The following is a 15,974-nucleotide window of genomic DNA, read 5'->3' as shown; positions in this document are numbered from 1 at the left end:
ATCCGGCTGGCCGGGAGCGCGCGTCTTTTGAAGGTGAACGAGAATGAGTAATAAAGCCGCCACCCTATTCCTGGCCGGCGCCGTCATCGCCGGTGGCACGCTTGCCACCGTCTATCGCGACGAGATCGGACCCTACGCCAAAAGCGTTCTGGCGCTTGCTTCCTCGACCGCTGCCTCGGAGGCTGTCGCGCAGCCGGCACAGATGCCTGTTCCGCAGGTGCCGGTTGCCGAGGTCATCACGCGCAAGGTCGCGCCGTCCGTTGAGTTTACCGGTCATCTGGAAGCGGCCAAAGCTATCGAGCTGCGTCCGCGCGTCGGCGGCGCGATCGTCACCGTCAGCGTTCCCGAAGGCGGTCTCGTGCGGCCCGGCGAGCTTCTCTTCCAGATCGATCCGCGACCGTTCGAAGTGGCCCTGAACGCGGCCAAGGCACAGTTGCAGCAGGCAAACGTTCTGCACGATCAGGCCGAGATCGACTTCGGGCGCACCGAAGCGCTGACTTCGAAAGGCAACGCGCCACGCAAGGCTTTCGATGACGCGCAGGCCATGCGGCGTCAACGCCAGGCGCAAGTCGACATCGCCAAGGTTGCCGTCTCGGCCGCCGAACTCGATCTCTCCTTCACCCGCGTCACCGCACCGATTGCAGGGCGCGTCGACCGGGTTCTCATCACAGAAGGCAATCTCGTCACCGGCGGCAATGCAGGCGCTGCGACGCTCCTCACCACGATTGTCGCGACCGACCCGCTCTACGTCTATTTCGACATCGACGAAGCCACCTATCTCGGCTTTGTAGCCAATGCCCGCGCACCCGAGACGGGAACGGTTGCCGGCAAGCTCCCGGTGCATCTGGGCTTGATGACCGATACGGGCTTCCCGCATACCGGCGAACTCGACTTCCTCGGCAACCGCGTGGACCGGAGCACCGGGACGATCCGCGCAAGAGCCATCGTCAAGAACCCGGACGGCAGGCTGACGCCCGGCCTGTTCGCGCGGGTCAAGCTCGTCACGGCCGAACCAGCCCAGACCGTGCTCATCGACGATCAGGCGATCGGTATCGACCAGGGGCGGCGCTACGTTCTCGCTCTCGGGGCCGACAACAAGGCGGAATACCGCCCGGTCGAAATCGGACCCATGATCGATGGCCTGCGCGTCGTCGCGGCGGGTCTCAAGCCAGCCGACAAGATCATTGTGAAAGGACTCGTCCGCCCAGGCATGCAGGTGGTGCCGCAGATGATCTCCATGCTGCCGGGGGATGCTGAGAACGGTGACCAAGCTGCCGCGGGATCGCAGGAGGCGCGTCAATGAATATTCCGCGCTTTTTCGTCGACCGCCCCATCTTCGCGGTCGTTCTATCCGTCCTGATGCTGATCGCCGGTGGTCTGACGCTTCTGAAGCTCCCCCTCAGCGAGTATCCGCAAGTGACGCCACCCACAGTGCAGGTTACCGCAAGCTATCCCGGTGCGAATCCCGAAGTGATCGCCGAAACCGTCGCCGCCCCTCTGGAGCAGGCTATCAACGGCGTCGAAAACATGCTCTACATGAGTTCGCAGGCGGCGACCGACGGACGCATGACCCTGACCATTGCGTTCAAGCAGGGCACCGACCCCGACATGGCGCAGATTCAGGTGCAGAATCGCGTTTCGCGCGCCTTGCCCAGGCTTCCGCAGGAAGTGCAGCGCATCGGGGTCGTGACGCAGAAGACGTCCCCGGACATCCTGATGGTCGTCCATCTCGTCTCGCCCGACAATCGCTACGATCCCCTCTACCTGTCGAACTTCGCGATCCTTCAGGTTCGCGACCAGTTGGCCCGGTTACCGGGCGTGGGTGACGTCATCCTCGGCGGAGCCGGCGAATATTCGATGCGCGTGTGGCTCGATCCGGCCAAGGTGGCCGCGAGGGGGCTGACCGCCAGCGACGTCGTTGGGGCGATTCAGGAACAGAACGTTCAGGTGGCCGCCGGCTCGGTCGGCCAGCAGCCCGAAGCCTCGGCGGCGTTTCAGGTGACGGTCAACACGCTCGGAAGGCTGTCCAGCGAGCAGCAGTTCGGCGAGATCGTCGTAAAGACAGGCACCGACGGTCAGGTCACCCGCTTGCGCGACGTTGCCCGCATCGAGCTTGGCGCAGACTCCTATGCCCTTCGTAGCCTCCTCAACGGCAAGCCGGCGCTCGCGATGCAGATCATCCAAAGCCCCGGCGCGAATGCGCTCGACGTATCGAGCGCCGTCCGCACCACCATGGCCGAACTTCAGAAGGGCTTTCCGGAAGGCATCGAATATCGGATCGCCTACGATCCCACGGTGTTCGTCAAGGCGTCTCTCGAAGCTGTGGTCATGACGCTGCTCGAAGCCGTCGTGCTGGTCGTTATCGTCGTGGTTCTGTTCCTCCAGACGTGGCGGGCGTCGATTATTCCCCTTGTCGCCGTTCCCGTCTCCCTGGTCGGCACATTTGCGCTGATGTATATGTTCGGTTTCTCGCTGAACACGTTGTCCCTCTTCGGCCTCGTTCTCTCGATCGGCATCGTGGTCGACGACGCGATCGTCGTGGTCGAGAACGTCGAGCGCCACATCGCGCTTGGGGAAACGCCGAAAGAGGCGGCGCGCAAGGCCATGGACGAGGTGACGGGGCCGATCGTTGCCATCACCTCCGTCCTGTCGGCCGTGTTCATTCCATCGGCGTTCCTCTCGGGCTTGCAGGGCGAATTCTACCGCCAATTCGCGCTGACGATTGCGATCTCGACTATCCTGTCGGCGATCAACTCACTCACGCTCTCTCCGGCGCTTGCTGGCGTGCTCCTGAAGCCCCACCACGGCGACGTGAAGCGCGATCTCCTGACCCGCGTGATCGACTTCCTGTTCGGCTGGTTCTTCCGGCTGTTCAATCGCTTTTTCGACGGCGCCTCGAACGCCTATGCCTGGTCGGTGCGCCGTGCCGCGAGGCTCAGTGGCCTCGTCCTGCTCGTCTATGCCGGCCTGCTCGGCATGACGTGGGTCGGCTTCCAGACGGTGCCGGGCGGCTTCGTGCCAGCCCAGGACAAATACTACCTCGTCGGCATCGCCCAGCTCCCGACCGGCGCTTCGCTCGACCGGACCGAGGCTGTGGTTAAGAAAATGTCGGAGATCGCGCTTGCCGAGCCGGGCGTGGAGAGTGTCGTCGCGTTTCCGGGGCTCTCGGTCAACGGCATGGTCAACATCCCCAACGCGGCTGTCATGTTTACGATGCTCAAGCCGTTCGACGAACGAAAGGACCCGTCGCTTTCGGCCTTCGCCATCGCCGGCAAGCTCATGGGCAAGTTCAGCCAGATCCCCGATGGCTTTGCCGGCATGTTCCCGCCGCCGCCCGTTCCGGGGCTCGGTTCGACCGGCGGCTTCAAGATCCAGATCGAAGATCGAGCGGGTCTCGGCTTCGAAGCGCTCGCTCAGGCGCAGGGCGCGATCATGGGCAGAGCGATGCAGATGCCCGAGCTGGCCGGAATGCTGGCGAGCTTCCAGGTGAACGCGCCGCAGGTGCAGGTCGATATCGACAGGGTGAAAGCGAAGTCGCAAGGCGTGCCGCTCAACACCATCTTCGAGACGTTGCAGGTCAACTTGGGATCGCTCTACGCGAACGACTTCAATCGCTTTGGCCGCACCTACCGCGTGATGGTGCAAGCGGACGCGCCGTTCCGCATGCAGCCCGAGGACATCGGCCGCCTGAAGGTCCGCAACGCAGCTGGCAACATGATTCCGCTTTCGGCTCTGCTGACCATCAAGCACAGCTCAGGCCCCGATCGTGTCATGCACTACAACGGCTTCCCGTCTGCGGACATCAGCGGCAGTCCCGCGCACGGATACTCGTTCGGGCAGGCCACCGCCGCCATGGAGCGCATCGCATCGGAAACCTTGCCCGTGGGAATGGCCTTCGAATGGACCGATCTCGCCTATCAGGAGAAGCAGGCCGGCAACACCGCCATGTATGTCTTCCCGCTGTCCGTCCTGCTCGCGTTCCTGATCCTCGCGGCGCAGTACAACAGTTGGTCCCTTCCCTTCGCGGTCCTGCTGATCGCGCCAATGGCATTGCTCTCGGCAATCGCCGGGGTGTGGTTCACCGGCGGCGACAACAACATCTTCACGCAAATCGGCTTTGTTGTTCTGGTCGGTCTTGCCGCGAAGAACGCAATCCTGATCGTCGAGTTCGCCCGAGCGAAGGAAGGTGAAGGCGTCGATCCCTTGACCGCCGTCCTCGAAGCGGCTCGCCTGCGCCTGCGACCGATCCTGATGACATCGCTCGCTTTCATCGCCGGCGTGATTCCGCTCGTCATCGCCACCGGGGCGGGCGCCGAAATGCGGCACGCCATGGGCATCGCCGTCTTCGCCGGCATGCTCGGCGTGACGCTGTTCGGCCTGCTCCTGACGCCGATCTTCTATGTGGTCGTGCGCCGGCTCGCGATCAGGCGGAGCGCGTCGCCCCAGCAGGCGACTGAAGCCCACGCCTAAGGAGGTCGGCACACGATTCCGCGCCGGGGCTGCCCGTGGCCGTCGCCGCACCTCGGCGTGGTCGGGCCACGAGGACCTCAGCGATCGAACACACAGCAAAACATCAACACGCGGCTATCCGGAAGGGACTTCAAACATGGATATCGGCATCGGCGAACTCTCTCAGCTCACCGGCGTCAAAATTCCTACGATCCGCTACTATGAGCAGATCGGGCTGCTGCGCGAGCGCTCGCGGAGCAAGGGAAACCAGAGACGCTACGACCACGGCGCGGTTCATCGCCTTCTTTTCATTCGCCGCGCCCGCGATCTCGGCTTCAGCATCGAGGCGATCAAGGATCTGTTTCGACTTGCCGACGTCTCATTCTCAAGTCCGGCCGAAGCGCTCCGCATCGCAAAGGAGCAACTCGCTGCGGTCGAGGAAAAAATCGTTCAACTGGAAACACTCGAAAAGGTGATTCAGCTCGTTGCCGAAAGCGAGAATGACGGGAATCTGATCCCGCTCGATATTTTGCCCTTGAATGACACCAGCCGCGATGGCGATGCTGAGGTGAAAGCTTCAAGCAAAGGCCGCGTATCGATTCACTAGCCTCATCCCAAGGACCCACGACGTTGAGATACTATTCCCATGTGAAAAGGAGCCAGAGCTGTATCGTGGTCGGTGCGGGACCGGCGGGCCTGATGCTCGGTCTCCTACTGGCCCGGTCGGGCGTCGACGTCACGGTCATAGAAAAGCATCAGGACTTCCTGCGGGACTTTCGCGGAGACACCATCCACCCGTCGACCCTCGAAGCGATCCACGAGCTTGGCTTCCTCGACGAGCTTCTCGCTCTTCCCCACCAGAAAGCCTACCAGCTCCACGCCGAGATCGCCGGGCGCAGCGCCACGATCGCCGATTTCTCCAGGCTACCGACGCGCGCCAAGTTCATCGCCTTCATGCCGCAATGGGACTTCCTGAATTTTCTGGCGGAAAAGGCTGGGGAATATCCGCGTTTCCGACTGCAAATGTCGACCGAAGTAACCTCGCTTCGTTGGGACAACGAACGCGTTGTCGGCGTGAACGTGCGCCAGGGCGACCGCGACCTCGTTCTGGAAGCCGATCTCGTGATCGGGGCGGATGGACGCAATTCGATCGTCCGCAAGGCGGCAGGACTTGACGTGCAGAGTTTCGGTACTGCCACCGATCTTCTCTGGATGAAGGTCTCGAAAGAGGCCGGCGATCCCCAGCAGGCGATGGGGCATGCCGGCCCGCGGCAGGGGCTGGTTTTGATCGATCGTGGCGACTACTGGCAATGCGGCTATGTCCTTGCCAAGGGAACCGTCGATACCCTGAAAGCGGAGGGGCTTAGCGCGCTTCGCGCGAGGATTGCCGAAGTCGCGCCATTGCCGAACGATCGCTTTGAAGAAATTCGCTCCTGGGATGACGTCCACCTCCTGAGCGTTCGGATCGACCGGCTGAAGACGTGGTGGAAACCCGGCGTGCTGTGCATCGGGGATGCAGCCCACGCCATGTCGCCGATCGGCGGTGTCGGGGTAAATCTCGCGATCCAGGACGCTATAGCCACGGCCAACACGCTGGCGGAAGCCTTGCGCGAGGGCCGGCTGCAAACATGCTTGCTTGATGCCGTACAGCGCCGACGCAGCTTTCCAACCAAAGCGACCCAGAAGCTGCAATTGATGATGCGCAGTCGCAAGCGAGCGGGTGAGGCGCGCAATACGCGAAGTCGGAAACCTCCACTCTTCATGCGGCTGATAGCCAGGTCATCTCTGCTGCCCCGGCTGACTGGCCGCCTCATTGGGATCGGCTTCCGTCCGGAGCATGTCCGCACCCAACTCGTCGATTGGACCTGTTCGCTGAAAGGCCCTCATAGACAGAAGCCGCACGATGACGCGCTGGAAGACCATTGATCGCACCACATCGAAACCTGCGACCTGTGCCACCGGCCCAGGCGGAGCGACAGTTGAACGAGGAGTGAATGTGAAGACCGTCAGGCTTGGGACGATAGAGTTTTGCAACACTCGACCGATGGTGTTTATGGGCGGCGTGAACGTGCTGGAAAGCCGCGATCTCGCCATGCGGGTGGCGGAGGTGATGACGACGGAGACGACGCGCCTGAACATGCCGTATGTCTTCAAAGCTTCTTTCGACAAGGCTAATCGGTCATCGAACCGATCCTATCGCGGGCCGGGGATCGATGAGGGCCTGAAAATCCTTCAGGAGGTACGCACGAGCTTCGGCGTCCCGGTCCTCACGGATATCCATCTTCCCGAACAGGCTACGGTCGCCGCCGAGGTCTGCGACGTGCTGCAACTGCCCGCGTTTCTGGCGAGGCAAACCGACCTGATCGAGGCGATCGCACGAACGGGCAAGGTCGTCAATGTCAAAAAACCGCAATTCATGAGCCCAAGCCAGATAGGGCATGTCGTCGAAAAGCTGGAGGACTTCGGCAATCATCAGGTCGTCATATGCGAGCGGGGAAGCAGCTTCGGCTACGACAATCTCGTTGTCGACATGCTGGGCTTTGGTGTCATGAAAACCGTGACGGCTGGCGTACCGATCGTTTTTGACGTCACCCATTCGCTGCAAATGCGCCAGGCCGGAGCAAGCAGCTCCGGCGGTCGCCGCGATCAGGCGTTCGAACTCGCTCGATCCGCCATGGCATTGTCGCTGGCCGGACTATTCGTGGAGGCTCACCCCGATCCGGACAGGGCCTTGTGCGACGGTCCAAGCGCCCTGCCTCTCGCCCAAATCCCGGCGTTCCTCGCGCAGGTGAAGGCCGTCGATGATCTGGTGAAGTCCTTTGCCGGAATTGGCCACGACTGCCAATAAGCCACATCAACGCCACTTGGCGTTACGGGTTTGCCTGGGCGGCCCAAACAATCCCTTCTCAGCGGTGAATGAGACGATAGTGCGGGCGGTCGTACACGAACCGACATATCCGTAAGGACGGCGGATTTTGAATGCGCTGCGTCTACCAACTCCGCCACGCCCGCACTTTGCCGCCGATCGCCCTCTAGGTCTCTGCCCCTAGCGCCATTTCGGCAGGATTCTCATACTCCACTCCCACACCGCCAGCCCGTTGAAAATACGATGTTTTCACTTCATCGTGATTTCCTGTTGATTGGTAGACAAACCCCTTTTTGAGACGGCGTTGTTCGACATCGCGATCCTGTTTCGGGAAGGCGGCTTCTACGGTCGGGTCCGCTACAAGACCAGCTCGCTCTATCCGTCAATGGTCATGCACGGCATCGGCAATTCCGTCGCGGTGCTTGAACGCCTGCTGAAGTGAAGGCCGTGCCCGGCGCGCGGGCGCCGAGGCGTTCACGTTGGAGACCGATTCGGCGTCGCCGGCCGGACGAGCGTCCGCGCGACCCGCCTATGTTTAACCGCCGATAGCCAGGAGCCCTACTCCGACCGAATCACCCTTTCCGCCCGTTGGATCGAACTACATGGTCGTTCGTGTAGCAGCGTGAGCCAATGCTCGCAGGCGGGCCCGACAGGGATCGGTATCTCCACTGAAAAGCGTCTCGCGCTTTCTCATCAGCAAACGATCGGCGACCTCACGCCGATCAAAGGAGGACGGATGACTGACGGAAAATTTCTCACCGCCGAAGAAGTATCGGAACGCTATCGCGGAGGAGTGTCTGTCGGCACGCTTCGCAATTGGCGTGCGATGAAAATCGGGCCTTCCTTCGTGAAGATCGGCAAAGCCGTGCTCTATCCCATCGTGGAGCTTGAGGCCTGGGACGAAACGAATAAGATTCGTTGCCGGGCTTCAAGGAGACTCACCGGGAGCGACGGGGATCAGGTGTGAGGTCACGTTCGATCACAAAAACAGACCCCAATTACCGGCACCTACTCAACAGACACATCGAAAAAAGACCGGAAATTCAACACTTTAGTAAATTACGTGGGACGTTCCACAACCACCCTTCCGGCGATCCGACGCCGTCGCGTGCCGACATCGACATGACCAAGGAGATTGTCGAGGCCGGAAAGCGGCTTGGTATCGCCGTCCATGATCATCTCATCATCGGCAAGAAGGGTTATATGTCGATGAAGGGGCTGCTGCTGATCTGAACGGGATCGTCCGGCCAGCAAAAAGGCCGCCCTTGCTAGGCGGCCTTTCGGGTCCGGTCGGTATAAACCGAAACCTTTTTATTCGGCGTCCTTGGCGGCCTTCTTCTTCGGCGCGGCCTTTTTCTTCGGCTCGTCCGTCGTCTCGGCTTTGTCATCCGCCTTGGCTTTCTTGGCGGCAGCCTTCTTCGCCGGCTTCTTGGCCGCAGTCTCGTCCTCGTCGTCCTCGGCCATCAGTTCTTCCTTGCTCACCTTGTTGTCGGTGACGGAAATCTGGCCAAGAAGATGGTCGACCACCTTCTCCTCGAACATCGGCGCGCGCAGCGTATTCAACGATTCGGGGCTGGATCGATAAAACTCAAACACCTGCTGCTGCTGGTCGGCGGGGAAGCGGCGCACCTGCTCGAACAGGCCGCGCTGAAGCTCCTCGTCGGAAACCGTGACGCCGGCCTTTTCGCCGATCTCGGCCAGGACGAGGCCAAGACGCACCCGGCGCTGGGCGAGGCGCAGATATTCCTCGCGCGCCTCTTCCTCCGTGGTGTCTTCATCGGCGAAGGTACGGCCCGCCGCCTCAAGATCGCGATTGACCTGGTTCCAGATATTGGTGAACTCGGCATCGACAAGCTTCGAAGGCGCCTCGAACTGATAGGCGGCATCGAGCTGGTCGAGAAGCTGGCGCTTGACCTTCTGGCGGGTTATCGAACCGAACTGGCTTTCGATCTGGCCGCGCACGATCTCGCGCAACTTGTCGAGCGATTCAAGGCCGAGCGCCTTTGCCGTCTCATCATTGATCTCCAGATCGCCCGGCTTGGCGATTTCCTTGACGGTGACGTCGAAGGTCGCTTCCTTGCCGGCTAGATGCGCCGCCTGATAATTTTCAGGGAAGGTCACGGTGATCTGCTTTTCGTCGCCGGCCCTGGTGCCGACGAGTTGATCCTCGAAGCCGGGAATGAATTCCTTGGAGCCGAGCACCAGCGGCTGGTCGTTGCCAGCACCGCCATCGAAAGGTTCGCCACCGATCTTGCCGACATAGTCGATGGTCGCGCGGTCGCCTTCTGCCGCCTTGCCATCCTTCGGCTCGTAGGAACGGGTGGATTCGGCAACGCGCTTGACCTGTTCTTCGATCTCGGTGTCCGGCACGTCGTAGACTGGGCGCGTCACCTTGATGTCGGAGAATTCTTTGAGTTCGATCGGCGGGATGACTTCATAATTGAGGCTGAACTCGAAATCGGTGCCGCCAGCCAGGATCTTCTCGGCCTCTTTCTCGTCCTCGGTCATCACGACTTCGGGCTGCATGGCCGCCTTTTCGCCACGGCCGGTGATGATCGTGCGCGATTCATTCAGGATCTCGTTGACCACTTCGGCCATGAACGACTTGCCGTAGACCTTGCGCAGGTGCTGAACCGGCACCTTGCCCGGCCGGAAACCGTTGATCCGCACCTTGTCGCGCGCATCCGACAACCGCGCCATCAGCTTGGCTTCCATGTCGCTGGCAGGCACGACGACCTTGATCTCGCGCTTGAGGCCGGTATTGAGCGTTTCGGTGACTTCCATCATCAAACCTTTGTTTTCACCTGTGCGGCCGTCAACGGTTCCTGCCGTTTACAGCCCGCCGGTATAATCTGCCGCGGATGGCTTTGGTGCGGACCGGCGACTTTCCCGCAAATGCGGCCTAGCCCCAAAAACGCGCTCCAAAATGTGAATAAGTCTTTGTTCTTCCTAATTCTTATCACATTTCGCAGAAGCGGATCGTCGCATTCCGTCACATTCGACACGCCTTTTGTCACAGGAGAGCCCGGTTTTCAACCATCTTCGGCTGCTCTTGGTGTCCGACATTGACAGAATGATGACCGCATGAGAATTCAGGCAATCGCGGATGTGGCGGAACTGGTAGACGCCCTGGATTTAGGTTCCAGTGCCGAGAGGCGTGGAGGTTCGAGTCCTCTCATCCGCACCAATTCAAAATCATTCAATCTTTTCATGACAACCTGCATATGATTCCAACGGTTTGGAAAGGGTTCCGCATGAAACGGGTAGCGTCGGGAATCGCTTGCCTGCTGGCTGCAACGATCACGGGCTGCGCAATCTCGCCCGCCGAATACGCAGCCACACTTTCGACCCAGGATCCGAAATGGCGTTCCCCGCAATGCGAACAAGCCCGCCAGCAGGCAGCGGAATATGATGCCGGAGAAAAGGACAATCTGGATTGGGCCGCTGCTCCATTGTTCGGTCCGTATGGAGTGGCGCTCGTCACCACCATCAAGGAGCAGGAGCAGAAGCAAAGAAAACGGTACTCCCGTGAGGTTCATTTGCAGTGTTCGAGCCTTCCGCTGCCGGATGAACTTCAGGCAGGCACAGGTCAATCCACCCGCGCACAAGCGACGAAATATCCGTAGCAGCGTGAGCAGAGCCTGACTCCGGCGGAAGGTTTTCGTTTCCTCCGGAAAGAACCTTTGATCGGCCGTATATTGACCTCGCCGCGTCAGCCCTGATGATACGGCACTGCGGGGAGCCAAGTCGAAGGACGATTGATGACCCGAAAGCTCCACCTTCTCGCCGCTGTCGGATTGGCTGCCAGTGCCCTGGCAGCATGCAGCCAAACCCAATCGCAGAACTCACAATTCCCGCCCCCGACCGAAGCACCTCCGCCACCCAGCGCCCCAAGTCCAGCATCGCCGGCGCCGGCGACGAACCCGCAGCCGATCCAATAGGAGCTGTAAAACCATACAGAAACCCCGGCACCGGCCGGGGTTTTCGTTCTGGATGCAAACCTCGCAAAGCGCCTTGAACACCACCACGGCCAAGTTGTCAGTGAAAACAAGCCCTGATGACATTCTTCGCGCCAAACTCGGCCGCCCGCCGCCACGCCTCCGCGGTATCCCCGCGATAGGTCAACAGACGATCACAAATCCGTCCGCTATTTTCCAGATCATAGACGATGAATTTGGCCCATCCGACCAGCGTGCTCATCTTGTGAATTCCGCCTGCGAGAAGATATCTCGCATTCGCCGTCCTTGCCTGGCTCGCAAGTCGATCGATGCCGGGATCATCCAGCGAGCAGCGATCCGAGCCGCATGGCAATGCGATCAGTTCCAAACGCTCGTCCGCCGACAGCGTTTTCTGCAACTCGGTGTCGAACAGGCGAAGTTGCTTTTCATGCCGAACCTTCTGGTCTTCAGCCTCACCGGAAGTGTCGACGAAATAGAAATGGGCAACGGCGATTACAGTCGAATGACCATCCTTGGCGAAACTGTTCCCGGTTCCAAGGCCCGTCATGATCGCCAATGCTGCCCAGAGAATGGATACCGCCGGACGCGCCATTGTGTCCTCCATCAAGGGAGTGCCCGCACCGACGGTAGCAAGGGGCCTCGCTACAGTCCAGCAGCGGCATTCTCGAGCGGATTCTAATAGAGCGGCTCCTCAAACAGCGTCCTGTCGCCATCGACCAGCGCCTTGATCTGCGCGCGGCCGTCTTGCGCCAGCGCGACGCGGATGCCGAACGGCCGAACACGGATATCGTTCTGGATCGCCAGCCCCTCGCCTTCCGGCACATAGAAGCGGCCGATCCCGTAATCGACCCGCACTGTCGAGCCCGGCTCTGTATTTGAGCCACCCAGGACATTGCCGGCAATATCGGCCTCGCCATCCGGTGCGGCATGCGGCGCCTTGCCAAGCCAGGCCGAGACCGCGTGCCAGTACCCGGCATCGCTCTTTTTGAGCCGCACCGTGACTGGTCCCTCGCCAATATAGGTCGATCCAGCCGCGAGATTGGCAATCAGGCTGACCGGCAGGTCCGAAATGTCGTAACCCAGCGCAACATAGTCGCCGCGCAGAAGATCACGCGGATCGATGGGTTTGACCTGAAGCAGAACCTCCGTGCCATTGCGCAGAATTGCCGCGCGACCCGCTATGATCCAGCCAAGAAAGCCGACCTGCAAAAGAGCGACAGCCGTCGCGGCAAGGATCAATCTTGCACCACGCGTCATCACGCCGCTCCCTGTATCGCTGGCGCCTTCATGCGCTTTTCAATCCGCGCTATCGCCAGGGCCAGGACGGCCAGGATGATAGCCGCCGCCAGGAAGAAGCCGGCCGTTCCGAGCATGGATTGCATCGTCACCGCGTAGATCAGGCAAAGCTCGAAAGCAAAGCCGAGATAGGCCAGCCATCGCACCGCCCGGCTTTGACGACCGACAAGTACGAGCGCCGCCACAATGCCCGCAAGGGTCAGTGCGGCAGCAAGGGCGAAATTGCCATGATCCAGCCTGTAGAACTGGATTGCGAACATCCCGGCCAGGAACCCGGCCAGCGCATGCAACGACAATCGCCCGCCGAGGCGGACGACCACCTCTGCCGTCGGCCCCGCAAACACCGCGACAGCAAAAGCCGCCGCCGACACGACGGAGAGCAAAATCGCAAGGTCCGGCCTGTCGTCGTCGATGGTCAGAAGCAGCACGTAGAAGATCAGCGAAAGCACGATCAGGTGCCGCGCCGGCTGGCTGCGTGTCCAATAAGAGACAATGAACAGACCGATCGCGATCAGCACGTAGGGATGCGGCAACTCAAGGCCGCGAAACAGATCGAACCTGCCGAATACGGCAATTACGAACCAGGCATCCGCTATGGCGACCGCGATTACCGTCAGCGCATTCGAGCGCAGAAGAATGGCGGCGAGCACGGTTCCGCCGCACCAGGTCAAAAGTGCCGAGGATTCGTCGCCCGCAAGATGATACATCTGGCCGATCAGCGCGATTGCACCGCCGAATGCGGCCGTCGCCACCACCCAGAGTGCTTCACCCAGGGCCGGATGGACGCGGACTTTCAGCACCGCGCCGCCGACATATCCCGCGAAAATAATGGCAAACAGCAAGCCGACACGAACGATGCGCGGAATGGTTTCCCAATTGGCGGCGACGAACAGCAATATTGCCGCTCCGAACAGGACAGCCGCCAGCATCGCCAGGATCGAGCCGAAATTCAGCGGATGACGCTCATTGGCAGCAACGTCCCTGGATAATGCATCGGCTGTCGCAGCGTCGATCAGGCCCCTATCGGCCCATCGCCGGATATCCCGCCCGACTCGCGTCGAATAGCTCCCCATTGACCCTTCCCTATCATTTTACTCGTATTACCAGCCGCCGAACATAAAGTGCTGGTTTGCAGTCATTTTAAGAAGTTCAGCGACATTGCGGCAAGGCCGTGAATGTGGCGGAATGTTGCATTGCACAATTTGCATTGCTGCCATGCGACATGGGCACTTTTAAATCGATATGACTGCTCCTATCTGGGTGTCGTACGCAGATGAAGTGAACGCAAGCAAGACGAAACGAGCACGACCATGAACCTGATCCGCAACTATCGCAACTGGCGCCGCTACCGGGAAACCGTGAACGAGCTGAGCCGCCTGAGCACCCGCGAACTAAACGATCTCGGCATCAGCCGCGGCGACATCTCCTACGTCGCCCGCAAGTCGATCTGACCTTCGGGCCGGTGACGGCCCGAACCCTTTCGAAAGAAACGAAGAAAATGAACCTGATCCGCAGCTACCGCAACTGGCGCGTTTATCGCGACACGGTGAACGAGTTGGGCCGACTTTCCAACCGCCAGCTCGATGACCTCGGCATCAGCCGCCATGAGATCAGACAGGTCGCCCGCCGCGCGATCTGAAGACCGGTTTCGTCAGCGCCGACCTCCTCCCCGGCCCTGACGGACAAGGCCAGCCTTTACCTCCTCCCAGAGGTTGGCCACCGAAACGGCGCCCGTCGGACCTCCTCCCCCGGCGGGCGTTGTAAACTCCAAGGTCTCGTCCCTTTTCAAAAAGGCGAGTGGAATTTCGCCAGAGCCGACCTCCTCCCCGGCAATGGCGAATAGATCGGCCCCCTCCTCCTCCCTGGGGTCGATCAGCAAAACGACACCCGCCGGACCTCCTCCCCCGGCGGGTGTTGTTTTTTTGCGCAGGTCGCACCCTGCTAGGGTCAGGCAGCAATTGCAATCGCACCGCGACAAGACTATCTGGGCGCCATGAATCCTATCCATATCGTAGGCGGCGGCCTCGCCGGTTCGGAAGCCGCGTGGCAGGCAGCGCAGGCCGGTGTGCCGGTCGTCCTTCACGAAATGCGGCCGGTGCGCGGCACCGATGCCCACAAGACCGAAGGGCTGGCCGAACTCGTCTGCTCCAATTCCTTTCGCTCGGACGATGCCGAGACCAATGCCGTCGGCCTTCTCCACGCCGAAATGCGCCTGGCCAACTCCCTCGTCATGGCCTGTGGTGACGACCATCAGGTGCCGGCCGGCAGCGCCCTGGCTGTGGATCGCGACGGCTTCTCTCAAGCTGTCACCGCGAAGCTGCAAGCGCACCCACTCATCACTATCATGCGTGAAGAAATCACTGGCCTGCCACCCGCCGACTGGGATCAGGTCATCATTGCCACCGGCCCGCTGACAGCGCCATCGCTGGCAGCGGCGATTGCGCAGGCGACAGGCTCGGATGCGCTTGCCTTCTTCGACGCCATCGCCCCGATCGTGCATTTCGACACGATCGACATGAACGTCGCCTGGTTCCAGTCGCGCTATGACAAGGTCGGCCCCGGCGGCAATGGTAAGGACTATATCAACTGTCCTCTCGACAGGGCGCAATACGACGCCTTCGTTCAGGCTCTTGTTGATGGCGAGAAGACCGAATTCAAGGAGTGGGAAGGCACGCCCTATTTCGATGGCTGCCTGCCCATTGAAGTTATGGCCGAACGGGGGCCGGAAACGCTGCGCCACGGCCCGATGAAACCGATGGGCCTGACCAATGAGCATGACCCGGCGGTAAAACCCTATGCGGTGGTGCAGTTGCGCCAGGATAATGCGCTTGGCACGCTCTACAACATGGTCGGCTTCCAGACGAAACTGAAATATGCCGCGCAGGTCGAGATATTCCGCACCATTCCCGGCCTTCAAAACGCCGACTTTGCACGCCTCGGCGGCCTGCATCGCAACACCTATCTCAATTCGCCCACGCTGCTCGACGGTTCGCTGCAACTGAAGAGCCGGCAGGGCCTGCGGTTTGCCGGCCAGATCACCGGCTGCGAAGGCTATGTCGAAAGCGCCGCCATGGGCCTGCTCGCAGGCCGCTTCGCCGCTGCCGCGCGGCACGGGACACCGCTAGCGCTCCCGCCCGAAACAACCGCTTTCGGCGCCCTGCTCGGCCATATCACCGGCGGCCATATCGTCTCCGCCGACGAACCCGGAAAACGGTCGTTCCAGCCGATGAATGTCAATTTCGGCCTGTTTCCGCCGATCGAGGCGCAAAAGCTGAACGGCAAGCGCCTGCGCGGCAAGGAAAAGGCCGTCGCCAAGAAAAAGGCGATGACGGCGCGTGCGCTGGCCGATTTCCGGCAATGGTTGGGCTTGCCGGCATCAGACGCGAAGGCCGCGGAATAAAGGC

General features: G+C 60.9%; 15 protein-coding genes, 2 tRNA genes and 1 pseudogene. 13 read left to right on the top strand and 5 right to left on the bottom strand.

Annotated elements, in window-relative coordinates; all coding sequences use genetic code 11:
* Positions 1 to 43: 43 nt before the first annotated feature.
* The 5 genes from BFN67_RS05025 to kdsA all read left to right on the top strand — a co-directional run bounded on the left by BFN67_RS05025 (position 44) and on the right by kdsA (position 7,297).
* A complete protein-coding gene (locus BFN67_RS05025) occupies positions 44 to 1,303 on the top strand; it encodes an efflux RND transporter periplasmic adaptor subunit (RefSeq protein WP_080918543.1) in 1,260 nt (419 codons plus the stop codon).
* Positions 1,300 to 4,470 (top strand): efflux RND transporter permease subunit, encoded by a 3,171-nt coding sequence (locus tag BFN67_RS05020; protein WP_080918542.1) that lies wholly within the window; start codon positions 1,300 to 1,302, stop codon positions 4,468 to 4,470. The genes BFN67_RS05025 and BFN67_RS05020 overlap by 4 nt, the downstream gene beginning before the upstream one ends.
* Positions 4,471 to 4,606: 136 nt before the next feature.
* Complete coding sequence (locus tag BFN67_RS05015; RefSeq protein WP_080918541.1) at positions 4,607 to 5,056, top strand: MerR family transcriptional regulator; 450 nt, start codon at positions 4,607 to 4,609, stop codon at positions 5,054 to 5,056.
* Positions 5,057 to 5,097: 41 nt separating this feature from the next.
* The gene (locus BFN67_RS05010) at positions 5,098 to 6,375 is read left to right on the top strand and encodes an FAD-dependent oxidoreductase (RefSeq protein WP_342587436.1); all 1,278 of its coding nucleotides are present in this window, start codon (positions 5,098 to 5,100) and stop codon (positions 6,373 to 6,375) included.
* A 64-nt stretch (positions 6,376 to 6,439) separates the two neighbouring features.
* Positions 6,440 to 7,297, top strand: a complete 858-nt coding sequence (gene kdsA, locus BFN67_RS05005; protein WP_111383230.1) for a 3-deoxy-8-phosphooctulonate synthase — start codon at positions 6,440 to 6,442, stop codon at positions 7,295 to 7,297.
* Between the two features lie 80 nt (positions 7,298 to 7,377).
* Here kdsA and BFN67_RS05000 read toward each other — a convergent pair.
* A tRNA-Leu gene (locus BFN67_RS05000) sits at positions 7,378 to 7,461 on the bottom strand.
* Positions 7,462 to 7,619: 158 nt separating this feature from the next.
* Here BFN67_RS05000 and BFN67_RS24280 point away from each other — a divergent pair.
* The 3 genes and pseudogenes from BFN67_RS24280 to BFN67_RS04990 all read left to right on the top strand — a co-directional run.
* Complete coding sequence (locus tag BFN67_RS24280) at positions 7,620 to 7,757, top strand: hypothetical protein (protein WP_158083473.1); 138 nt, start codon at positions 7,620 to 7,622, stop codon at positions 7,755 to 7,757.
* A 294-nt stretch (positions 7,758 to 8,051) separates the two neighbouring features.
* Positions 8,052 to 8,282, top strand: coding sequence for a helix-turn-helix transcriptional regulator (locus tag BFN67_RS04995; RefSeq protein WP_080918567.1), 231 nt, complete (start codon positions 8,052 to 8,054; stop codon positions 8,280 to 8,282).
* 107 nt (positions 8,283 to 8,389) lie between these two features.
* Positions 8,390 to 8,548: pseudogene (locus tag BFN67_RS04990) on the top strand (JAB domain-containing protein); the annotation flags it as partial.
* Between the two features lie 78 nt (positions 8,549 to 8,626).
* Here the strand turns inward: BFN67_RS04990 and tig are convergent.
* A complete protein-coding gene (gene tig, locus BFN67_RS04985; protein ID WP_080918539.1) occupies positions 8,627 to 10,099 on the bottom strand; it encodes a trigger factor in 1,473 nt (490 codons plus the stop codon).
* Between the two features lie 318 nt (positions 10,100 to 10,417).
* Here tig and BFN67_RS04980 point away from each other — a divergent pair.
* A tRNA-Leu gene (locus BFN67_RS04980) sits at positions 10,418 to 10,502 on the top strand.
* Positions 10,503 to 10,569: 67 nt separating this feature from the next.
* Positions 10,570 to 10,941 carry a hypothetical protein gene (locus tag BFN67_RS04975; protein ID WP_080918565.1) on the top strand — a complete coding sequence of 124 codons (372 nt, stop codon included), beginning with the start codon at positions 10,570 to 10,572 and terminating at the stop codon, positions 10,939 to 10,941.
* Positions 10,942 to 11,353: 412 nt separating this feature from the next.
* Here BFN67_RS04975 and BFN67_RS04970 read toward each other — a convergent pair whose 3' ends face one another.
* The 3 genes from BFN67_RS04970 to BFN67_RS04960 form a co-directional block, all read right to left on the bottom strand.
* Positions 11,354 to 11,866, bottom strand: a complete 513-nt coding sequence (locus tag BFN67_RS04970) for a DUF2380 domain-containing protein (RefSeq protein WP_158083472.1) — start codon at positions 11,864 to 11,866, stop codon at positions 11,354 to 11,356.
* Between the two features lie 83 nt (positions 11,867 to 11,949).
* Positions 11,950 to 12,531, bottom strand: coding sequence for a GDYXXLXY domain-containing protein (locus tag BFN67_RS04965; protein WP_080918537.1), 582 nt, complete (start codon positions 12,529 to 12,531; stop codon positions 11,950 to 11,952).
* Positions 12,531 to 13,643: a DUF2157 domain-containing protein gene (locus BFN67_RS04960; protein ID WP_080918536.1), complete on the bottom strand. Its 1,113-nt coding sequence runs from the start codon at positions 13,641 to 13,643 to the stop codon at positions 12,531 to 12,533. The genes BFN67_RS04965 and BFN67_RS04960 overlap by 1 nt, the downstream gene beginning before the upstream one ends.
* A gap of 237 nt (positions 13,644 to 13,880) precedes the next feature.
* Here BFN67_RS04960 and BFN67_RS04955 point away from each other — a divergent pair, with 237 nt between their 5' ends.
* The 3 genes from BFN67_RS04955 (at position 13,881) to trmFO (ending at position 15,970) form a co-directional block, all read left to right on the top strand.
* Positions 13,881 to 14,021: a DUF1127 domain-containing protein gene (locus tag BFN67_RS04955; RefSeq protein ID WP_080918535.1), complete on the top strand. Its 141-nt coding sequence runs from the start codon at positions 13,881 to 13,883 to the stop codon at positions 14,019 to 14,021.
* 47 nt (positions 14,022 to 14,068) lie between these two features.
* The gene (locus BFN67_RS04950; protein ID WP_080918534.1) at positions 14,069 to 14,209 is read left to right on the top strand and encodes a DUF1127 domain-containing protein; all 141 of its coding nucleotides are present in this window, start codon (positions 14,069 to 14,071) and stop codon (positions 14,207 to 14,209) included.
* 354 nt (positions 14,210 to 14,563) lie between these two features.
* A complete protein-coding gene (trmFO, locus tag BFN67_RS04940; RefSeq protein ID WP_080918532.1) occupies positions 14,564 to 15,970 on the top strand; it encodes a methylenetetrahydrofolate--tRNA-(uracil(54)-C(5))-methyltransferase (FADH(2)-oxidizing) TrmFO in 1,407 nt (468 codons plus the stop codon).
* Positions 15,971 to 15,974: the final 4 nt, after the last annotated feature.

The organism is Manganibacter manganicus (assembly GCF_002075885.1).
Classification (GTDB): domain Bacteria; phylum Pseudomonadota; class Alphaproteobacteria; order Rhizobiales; family Rhizobiaceae; genus Mesorhizobium; species Mesorhizobium manganicum.
This window is presented reverse-complemented; position numbering and strand designations above follow the sequence as displayed.

Coding starts and splice junctions, on each gene's coding strand:
- BFN67_RS04975 (WP_080918565.1), top strand. CDS start 10,570: ATGAAACGGGTAGCGTCGGGAATCGCTTGCCTGCTGGCTGCAACGATC.
- trmFO (WP_080918532.1), top strand. CDS start 14,564: ATGAATCCTATCCATATCGTAGGCGGCGGCCTCGCCGGTTCGGAAGCC.
- BFN67_RS05025 (WP_080918543.1), top strand. CDS start 44: ATGAGTAATAAAGCCGCCACCCTATTCCTGGCCGGCGCCGTCATCGCC.
- BFN67_RS04965 (WP_080918537.1), bottom strand. CDS start 12,531: ATGACGCGTGGTGCAAGATTGATCCTTGCCGCGACGGCTGTCGCTCTT.
- BFN67_RS04955 (WP_080918535.1), top strand. CDS start 13,881: ATGAACCTGATCCGCAACTATCGCAACTGGCGCCGCTACCGGGAAACC.
- BFN67_RS04970 (WP_158083472.1), bottom strand. CDS start 11,866: ATGGCGCGTCCGGCGGTATCCATTCTCTGGGCAGCATTGGCGATCATG.
- BFN67_RS04950 (WP_080918534.1), top strand. CDS start 14,069: ATGAACCTGATCCGCAGCTACCGCAACTGGCGCGTTTATCGCGACACG.
- BFN67_RS04995 (WP_080918567.1), top strand. CDS start 8,052: ATGACTGACGGAAAATTTCTCACCGCCGAAGAAGTATCGGAACGCTAT.
- BFN67_RS04960 (WP_080918536.1), bottom strand. CDS start 13,643: ATGGGGAGCTATTCGACGCGAGTCGGGCGGGATATCCGGCGATGGGCC.
- BFN67_RS05020 (WP_080918542.1), top strand. CDS start 1,300: ATGAATATTCCGCGCTTTTTCGTCGACCGCCCCATCTTCGCGGTCGTT.
- BFN67_RS05015 (WP_080918541.1), top strand. CDS start 4,607: ATGGATATCGGCATCGGCGAACTCTCTCAGCTCACCGGCGTCAAAATT.
- tig (WP_080918539.1), bottom strand. CDS start 10,099: ATGGAAGTCACCGAAACGCTCAATACCGGCCTCAAGCGCGAGATCAAG.